7 protein-coding genes and 2 pseudogenes are annotated in these 7,362 nt (G+C 57.7%); 2 read left to right on the forward strand and 7 right to left on the reverse strand.

The window, feature by feature from the left end; genetic code table 11:
- Positions 1-209: pseudogene (locus AAAC48_RS26900) on the reverse strand (IS6 family transposase); the annotation flags it as partial.
- A 50-nt stretch (positions 210-259) separates the two neighbouring features.
- On the opposite strand from AAAC48_RS26900, the pseudogene AAAC48_RS26905 reads away from it, so the two are divergent.
- Positions 260-388: pseudogene (locus AAAC48_RS26905) on the forward strand (FAD-linked oxidase C-terminal domain-containing protein); the annotation flags it as partial.
- A gap of 89 nt (positions 389-477) precedes the next feature.
- On the opposite strand, the gene AAAC48_RS26910 reads toward AAAC48_RS26905, so the two are convergent.
- The 6 genes from AAAC48_RS26910 to argH all read right to left on the reverse strand — a co-directional run bounded on the left by AAAC48_RS26910 (position 478) and on the right by argH (position 6,890).
- Positions 478-1,353 (reverse strand): polysaccharide deacetylase, encoded by an 876-nt coding sequence (locus AAAC48_RS26910; RefSeq protein WP_340657132.1) that lies wholly within the window; start codon positions 1,351-1,353, stop codon positions 478-480.
- A 13-nt stretch (positions 1,354-1,366) separates the two neighbouring features.
- Positions 1,367-2,761, reverse strand: a complete 1,395-nt coding sequence (locus AAAC48_RS26915; protein WP_340657133.1) for an MmgE/PrpD family protein — start codon at positions 2,759-2,761, stop codon at positions 1,367-1,369.
- 105 nt (positions 2,762-2,866) lie between these two features.
- Positions 2,867-3,697, reverse strand: coding sequence for an ABC transporter substrate-binding protein (locus tag AAAC48_RS26920; RefSeq protein WP_340657134.1), 831 nt, complete (start codon positions 3,695-3,697; stop codon positions 2,867-2,869).
- 69 nt (positions 3,698-3,766) lie between these two features.
- Entirely contained in the window at positions 3,767-4,537 is a 771-nt protein-coding gene (locus tag AAAC48_RS26925) for an amino acid ABC transporter ATP-binding protein (protein WP_340657135.1), read from the reverse strand.
- A gap of 11 nt (positions 4,538-4,548) precedes the next feature.
- Positions 4,549-5,424 carry an amino acid ABC transporter permease gene (locus AAAC48_RS26930; protein WP_340657137.1) on the reverse strand — a complete coding sequence of 292 codons (876 nt, stop codon included), beginning with the start codon at positions 5,422-5,424 and terminating at the stop codon, positions 4,549-4,551.
- Entirely contained in the window at positions 5,424-6,890 is a 1,467-nt protein-coding gene (gene argH / locus AAAC48_RS26935; RefSeq protein WP_340657136.1) for an argininosuccinate lyase, read from the reverse strand. The genes AAAC48_RS26930 and argH overlap by 1 nt, the downstream gene beginning before the upstream one ends.
- Positions 6,891-7,065: 175 nt before the next feature.
- On the opposite strand from argH, the gene AAAC48_RS26940 reads away from it, so the two are divergent.
- Positions 7,066-7,362, forward strand: a 297-nt coding sequence (locus tag AAAC48_RS26940) for a LysR family transcriptional regulator (protein WP_340657138.1), incomplete at its 3' end; no start/stop codon positions are given.

Here is a 7,362-nt window from a genome sequence, read left to right on the forward strand (position 1 = left end):
TTACGGAAATCATTGGCAAAGCATCGCCCGAATTTGTCTGCCCATGCCCGCACAGTCTGATGGGAAACGATGATACCGCGAGCGGCCAACACATCCTCGACCATCCGCAAGCTGAGGGGAAACCGGAAATACAGCCACACCGCATTGGCGATCACTTCGGCAGGAAATCGGTGGCGGCGATAGAGGGGATCACGGGCAAGTCTGGTCATACATGCAGATCGCACAAATTGATCGACACCCGGTTAACTTTACGATGCCAGCGTATCTCCGCGAAGAGCATGGGGTCGCACTTGATGTAATGGCGCTTCTAAAAGACGCGCTTGATCCGCACAGGGTCATGAATCCGGGAAAGATTTTTCTCGCGAATAAACGCACTGCTGCACTTTGATCCAGTCAACAGCCGTGGCATGAGAGATCATCGGCCAGTTTCCTGCATCCTCAACTGCCGAAGCGGTTGGACCGTACTTATCGTCACTCTCAAGTGCCCAGCTTACTTTCCAGTTGCTCGAAATGACCGGCGATTTGGGCGCCAGTCGCGATCCACACTTCGCCTTTCGTCTGAACATGGCGCAGAAAATCCCTGAGAATATGCCAACGCATCGGCCGTCCTGAGACTTGCGGATGCAGGACGAGCGTGGTGACGCCGCCCCATGCATGCGTTGCCTCAAATTCGTCGATCCATAATGGAAGAACCGCATCGCGCCCGAAAAGCGCACGTGGGCTGGTCCGGCTCGACATTCCGAAGTTCCAGTCGTCGAAGGCAAAATTGACAGGGATTTCAACGACGCCCCGTTTGCCGTCCGCGAGCTGGTGGCGATAGGGCAGTATGTCGTCGCGGAACGAACTCGAATAGCGAATGCCGGCCTTCGCCAGATAGGCAAGAAGCTCGGGATAATTCTCCCCCGACGGTGCCCGATAGCCGATCGGCCTCACGCCCAAGGCCTTTTCGAGCGCCTCGAAACCGCGGTCAATTTCCTCAAAGGACTCGTCCAGTTTTTCTCGGTCCGGCATCTTGTGCAGATAACCGTGATGGCCGATCTCGTGACCCGCCTTCACGATGGGCTCGCACGCGGCCGGATGCGCAAGGGCGGTCCAGCCCGGAACGAAGAATGTGGCCCTGAGTGCCAATTCCTCCATGAGTTCCAGTATTTTTGCAATGCCGACACGGGCGTCGTAGCCGCCATGTGATGTCGTGACCATACGGTCGACGTTCGACGGATTGTTGCCGATCCAGGCAGTTTCTGCATCGACGTCGAAGCCGATGAAAAGAGCGCTTTTCGCACCGTGAGGCCATGCCATGGGCAGTGTCTTGAACGCTGGATTGAGCGGCCGTGGAGAAAGATCGTAGGTCATGCTGGAACTCCCTTCAGCGGAAGGTTGGCCGATTATCTGCGTCACCTGCAAGCAGTGTTTCGAATTGCCGGCAATCTTCGAACTGTTCGAGTGTATTGAGGACATTCAAGAGATTTGACACCTGATTGTCCTCAAGGGTCATGCCGGCAAGATCCCGAAATTTGTCGTCGATCGCTTCCCGCTGCATCGGGCGTTCGGCGGATCCGGTCGCGCGCAGCACCATGCGTGAGGTGCGAGTACCGTCGGAAAATAGAAGTGTCAGGACCGGCTCGTCGAGCGGCTGCATGGCCATGTCGATTTCGAGCTCCATCCGCTGCATGACCGCACTGACGCGCGGATCTGACCGGCATTGAGCAGAATAGGCGTCGAGACCGGCAGTGCCGAAAATACAGCGTGCCGCAAGTGCATAGGGCAGGCTCATCTGCGTCCCGGCCATGGAGTTGCTACCTTTGTGACCACACATGCCCATCAGCATTTCGCTGAGATGCAAATGCATGGATACGATCTTCCCGGGTTCTTGTCGTGTTTCGAGGAGAATATCTTCCAGAGCATCGACAGCCGAATGGGCACCGCGGCATGAGGCATAGGGTTTCAGTACGGCGCGATTGACTTTCCAGCTCTCCCCAAGCGCCTCCGAGAGTTTTTCTGGCTCGCCTGATGATTTGTTGAAAGAACGGAAGAAGCTACCCCACACATCCTCGAACACCTTCGAGGGGCCGGCAAAACCCTCGGCAGCAAGCGTGGCGGCCAACAATCCGCCTTCTGCAGCCCGCCCGGCGTGGATTTTCTTGGCTTGCGAGCCGTCGTGTATAAAACCCCACAATCCGGATGAAAAGCTCGTCGCCAACGTGATCGCATCGAGGCAGACCTGCTGCGAAAGACCCTGCAGATTGGCCACGGCCGCTGCTGCCGCCATCGTGCCGCAGGTGCCTGTCGAATGCCAACCGAGACTGTTGTGACTGTCATAGCCGCCTGCAGCCTCAAGTACACGCCGTCCGACATCGTACCCCGCGACAACGCTGGCGATCAGCTGCTTTCCGCTGATGGGATGTTTCGATGTCGACACAGCCGCCAGAACGGCGGGCATGACGACCGCTCCTGAATGGTCGCATCCACCGGCGTCATCTAGTTCGAACGCATGGGCGGCAACGCCATTGATCAGTGCCGCGTCGCGGGCCGACGCAAAGGTCTGCGTGCCCCAGAGACGCGTCTTGCCGTCCTGGCCGGCAATCTTGCGTGCTAGGCCGAACTCTCCCGAGCGCGCACCGGCAAGGGCGGCGCCAAGTGTATCCGCGATGTGGATTTTCGTCTTGGCGACGACATCCGTTGGTATGTCTTCGAAGCGAAGGTTTGCAACAAAAGCCGCAAGACGTTCGATCGGCGTTCTGTGGGGGGTAGCGATGTTCATAGAAGGAATCTTCTCAAATCTTACGCTGTCTTTCGACTGGCGCCGCAGACATGGGCGAGGCGGTGCACCCGGCGACATTGCCGCCGGGACACCGATGCAGAACCGTTACTTCGCGGGCTCGCCGTTGATATAGATGCCGTCCAGCAACGTACCCTCAAGGCCGTACTTGGCGAAGATCGTCTTGTATTCGCCCGATGCCATCAGCGCTTTCAATGCGGAAGCATAGGCATCGCGCAACTCTGTGTCCTTCTTTGCGAAGGCAATACCCTGATAAACGGCGGTGAAGGGTTCGCCGACGACAGCGTAGGTATCCTTTTCCAGTGTCAACAGGTAGGGAAGCGTTTCGGAACCCTGGACTGCAGCGTCGAGGCGGCCTTGCTTGAGCTGGGCACGGGCGTCCGCCGAACCTTCGGTTCCCACGACGACGATCGCGGGTTTGCCGGCAGCCTCGCAGTTGGTGGCACTCCACTTGGCGGTTTCATCGGGGAAAGACGTACGGCGGCTCATGCCGATCGTTTTGCCGCAGAAATCGGTGAGTGACTTGAATTCGTCCTTGCGAGCGAACGAAGTGTAAAACTGGGCACCTGATTTCATGTAGTCGACGAAATCGAGCGTGTCGCGGCGTTTCGGCAGGTCGCTCATCCCGCTATGGATCAGATCGACACGGCCTGTCGTGAGCGAGGAGATCATCTGTTCGAAGCCGATATCGGCCCATTCGACAGTCGTTCCGAGCTGCTTGGCGAGCGCGAGGCCCAGATCAATATCCACGCCGGTCAGCGTATTGGTGGCCGGATCCTTGTATTCCATCGGTGGATAGTTCGGCTGATTGGCAACGATGACCTTGCCAGCCGTCTTTATCTTCTCAGGCAGTCCCTCGGCGTTGACGGCGGTCGCTGCAAGGCAGGCGAGCGTGAGCAGTGCCAGATGCTTCTTCATGTAAGTTCCCCTTGTTTGACACATGGTTGCGAGTGGCTCAGACGCTTGCCGATGAGCCGTTCCCGTATTTCAGCTATGAACGGCCTTGATGAACTCTGCCGTCCTGGCACTTTTCGGATCGCTGAGAACTTCCGATGCCAATCCAGTTTCGACGATCTTTCCGGCCTCCATGAAGGCGACCGTGTTGGCGACGTTGCGCGCAAACCCCAGCTCATGCGTCACAACAATCATCGTCATGCCGGAAGCCGCGAGATCCTTCATGACGTCGAGTACTTCCGAGACCAATTCCGGATCGAGCGCCGATGTCGGTTCGTCAAACAGGATCAGATCCGGGCGCATTCCCATGGCTCGCGCAATTGCGACGCGCTGCTGCTGACCTCCGGAGAGCTCGGAAGGGTAATGGTTGGCCTTATCAGCCAGTCCGACCCGCTCCAGCAGGGCTTTGCCCCGTTCCTGAGCTTCCTTGACCGGCTCGCCGAGAACATGCACCGGACCTTCGATGACGTTTTCAAGAGCGGTCATATGGGGGAAAAGGTTGAAACGCTGAAACACCATGCCGATGCGTCGCCGCTGGTACGAAATCTGTGCATCGCTGATCTGGTGGAGGTTGTTGCCCTCGCGGCGATACCCCACCAGTTCGCCATTGACCCAGATACCGCCGCCATCCATCCGCTCGAGCAGATTGATGCAACGCAAGAAGGTGCTCTTGCCGGAACCGGATGGGCCGATTATGCAGCATACCTCTCCACGGGTGACCTCAAGACTGACCTTGTCGAGCGCGCAGAACTGGCCGTAATTCTTGGTGACGTCGATTGCCTTGACGAGAATGTTCTTGCTCATGTCTGGCTCCTTCACATCGCTGACCGGATCGATTTGGAACCGCGTCCGAAATAGCGTTCGATGTAGTGCTGGCCGACAGACAGGACTGACACCACGAACAGGTACCAGAAGCTTGCCACCAGCAGCAGTTCGAGCACACGCGTGTTGGCGAAGTAGATGATCTGGGCGTTGTGGAGGATCTCGGAATATTGAATGACGCTGGCAAGCGAGGTGAGCTTCACCATGCCGATCACTTCATTGCCGATGGGAGGCACCATCACCCGCATGGCCTGGGGCAGCACGATGCGGCGCAACATCTTCATCTGCGTCATTCCGATTGTACGGGCCGCCTCGTATTGACCGCTATCGACGGACAGGAGGCCGCTGCGCACCACTTCGGATGTATAAGCCCCCTGGGAGATGCCGAGACCGAGCACAGCAGCCACGAATGGCGTCATGATGTCGACGGTCCTGAACTCGAATAAACCGGGAATGCCCATGGTGGGGAAAATGAGGGCCAGGTTGAACCACAACATGAGCTGCAGCAGGGCTGGCGCACCGCGGAAGACCCAGACATACCCGACGGCGATGGATGACAGGACCGGATTGCCGGAAATCCGCATAATCGCGATGACGACACCCAGGACGATGCCAACCGCCATAGCGGCAACCGTCATGACAAGTGTATTATAGAGACCGGCCAATATGGCAGGCGCGAACAGAAACTGGGAGACGTAGCTCCACTCGATCTGCCCAACGGTGAAGGCACGGACCAGCCCCGCGAGCAAGGCAAGCACGACGGCGGCTGCAATCATCCGGCCGACATGCCGCTTGGGAACGAGCTTCAGATGCGCGATCGCATATTGCTGCTGATCGTCGGCGGATGAAACTTGTGTGATTGCCGTCATCATACCTTGACCTCTTTGGTTCGACGGGAACGGTCTGCGCCGTCCTCGTTACCGGTTAGGGGCTTAGTAGCGAATGCGCGGCTGTCGGCGAGCGCTGCGCGAAATCGCTCGATCTGCTCGCGAACCCGGACAGGTGCGGTGGCACCGTAACCGGTGCGGCTTGCCACAGCCCGATCAAGCTCGATTGCAAGAAGCATGTCGGGTTTCAACCGAGCATCGATTGCGGTCAAGTCGGTTGCCGTTAGACCTGACAGATCATGCCCGCGATCTTCGCAATACTGAACGACAGCGCCGGTGATTTCATGGGCTTCAGCGAATGGAATATTCTGGCCGACAAGCCAGTCGGCAACCTCCGTCGCAAGTGTGAAACCACGCGGCGCTTCCTCGCGCAGGCGGGCCACGTCGAAATCAAGCGTCGCCACCATTCCAGCGAAAGCCGGCAGCACGACATCGAGGATATCGATGCTTTCAAACATTGCCCGCTTATCTTCAGCCAAATCGCGGTTATAGGCGAGCGGTAATCCCTTCATGGTCGCAAGAAAACCGGTGATATTGCCGATCAGACTGCCAGACATGCCACGTGTCAATTCCGCAATATCCGGGTTCTTTTTTTGCGGCATGATCGACGAGCCGGTGGAGTAGGAATCGTGGAGCGCCACCCAGCTGAACTGCTTGGAACTCCAGATACATATTTCCTCGGAAAGTCGGGAGAGATTGACGGCGACCATGCCGCAGATGAAGAGGAATTCCGCAACGTGATCGCGGCTCGCGACCGCGTCGATGGAGTTTTCGCAAGCGCCGGAGTAACCGAGTTCAGTCGCCGACAGATCAGGCCGGCGGGCGATGGCAGAACCGGCAAGAGCGGCAGCGCCCAGCGGGGACCGGTCGAAACGGCGGTCCCAGTCACGGAAGCGCTCGATGTCGCGCAGCAAAGCCTGAGCATGCGCCATCAGGTGATGACCAAGAATGATTGGCTGCGCAGGTTGAAGGTGTGTAAAACCCGGCATCACCGTATTAACATGCCGGGAGGCCTGATCGACGATGGCTTCTTCCACCGCAATGACTCCCGCGGTAATCTCGCGGACCACGCGCCGCAGATAAAGACGTGTGTTGTTTGATGTCTGGTCATTTCGCGAACGGCCGGCACGCAGCTTGCCGCCAAGCGTGCCCAGGTGGGAGATCAGCAATCGCTCGAGAAACGTATGCACATCCTCATCGCCATCGGTCGGTATTTCATGCCCATTGGCAACGTCCCACTCGACGGCATCCAGAGCCTGGCGAATAGCAGAGACCTCTGTGTCGTCGAGAACGCCGGCGCGCTGCAATTCGGAGGCATGGGCACGGGAACCGGCGATGTCTTCCGCATAAAGACGAAAATACGATTGCGGAGCACGAGACAACGCCAGCAGCGATTCGGAGGGTCCAGCCTTAAAGCGTCCGCCCCATAGTTTCGTCGGTTCCGTCATGGCAGTCTCCACAATGCGTGTTCAATTCTTGGGCAGGTTTTCACATGCCATTTTTTCCGGCAAGCGAAGTTATTTCCTTACGTTATGACAAAAACGACTAGGTGATTTTGCTCCCAAGGTTTGGTACATTCACGTCAAGGCGTCCGGCAAAGTGCGCCAGGGAACAGACAATCTCATGATAACAGGTCGGCCCAGACTGCCCTCCACAACGGCGCTTCAGGTTCTTTTGGCCATCGCGGAGCGTGGATCCACAAGTGCTGCTGCCGAGAGTACATCTCTCTCGCAAAGCGCGGTCAGCAAGCAGTTGATCGCATTGGAGGCGATGATAGGCAGCCCTGCCTTTACCCGCACGGCGCGCGGGATGCTTCCGACGAAGGCTGGCCTTATTTATATCGAACATGCCAGGACTGCTCTGAAGGCGATGGAAGACGCGTCGCTTCAGGTTGCAAGGCTAAGACCAGATCCGCGCATC

The organism is Phyllobacterium sp., from assembly GCF_037994405.1.
In the GTDB taxonomy this organism is placed as follows: Bacteria; Pseudomonadota; Alphaproteobacteria; order Rhizobiales; family Rhizobiaceae; genus Phyllobacterium.

Bases quoted from the DNA above. Each gene is read 5' to 3' on its own strand.
- AAAC48_RS26920 (WP_340657134.1), bottom strand. From the start codon at position 3,697: ATGAAGAAGCATCTGGCACTGCTCACGCTCGCCTGCCTTGCAGCGACC.
- argH (WP_340657136.1), bottom strand. From the start codon at position 6,890: ATGACGGAACCGACGAAACTATGGGGCGGACGCTTTAAGGCTGGACCC.
- AAAC48_RS26915 (WP_340657133.1), bottom strand. From the start codon at position 2,761: ATGAACATCGCTACCCCCCACAGAACGCCGATCGAACGTCTTGCGGCT.
- AAAC48_RS26930 (WP_340657137.1), bottom strand. From the start codon at position 5,424: ATGACGGCAATCACACAAGTTTCATCCGCCGACGATCAGCAGCAATAT.
- AAAC48_RS26925 (WP_340657135.1), bottom strand. From the start codon at position 4,537: ATGAGCAAGAACATTCTCGTCAAGGCAATCGACGTCACCAAGAATTAC.
- AAAC48_RS26910 (WP_340657132.1), bottom strand. From the start codon at position 1,353: ATGACCTACGATCTTTCTCCACGGCCGCTCAATCCAGCGTTCAAGACA.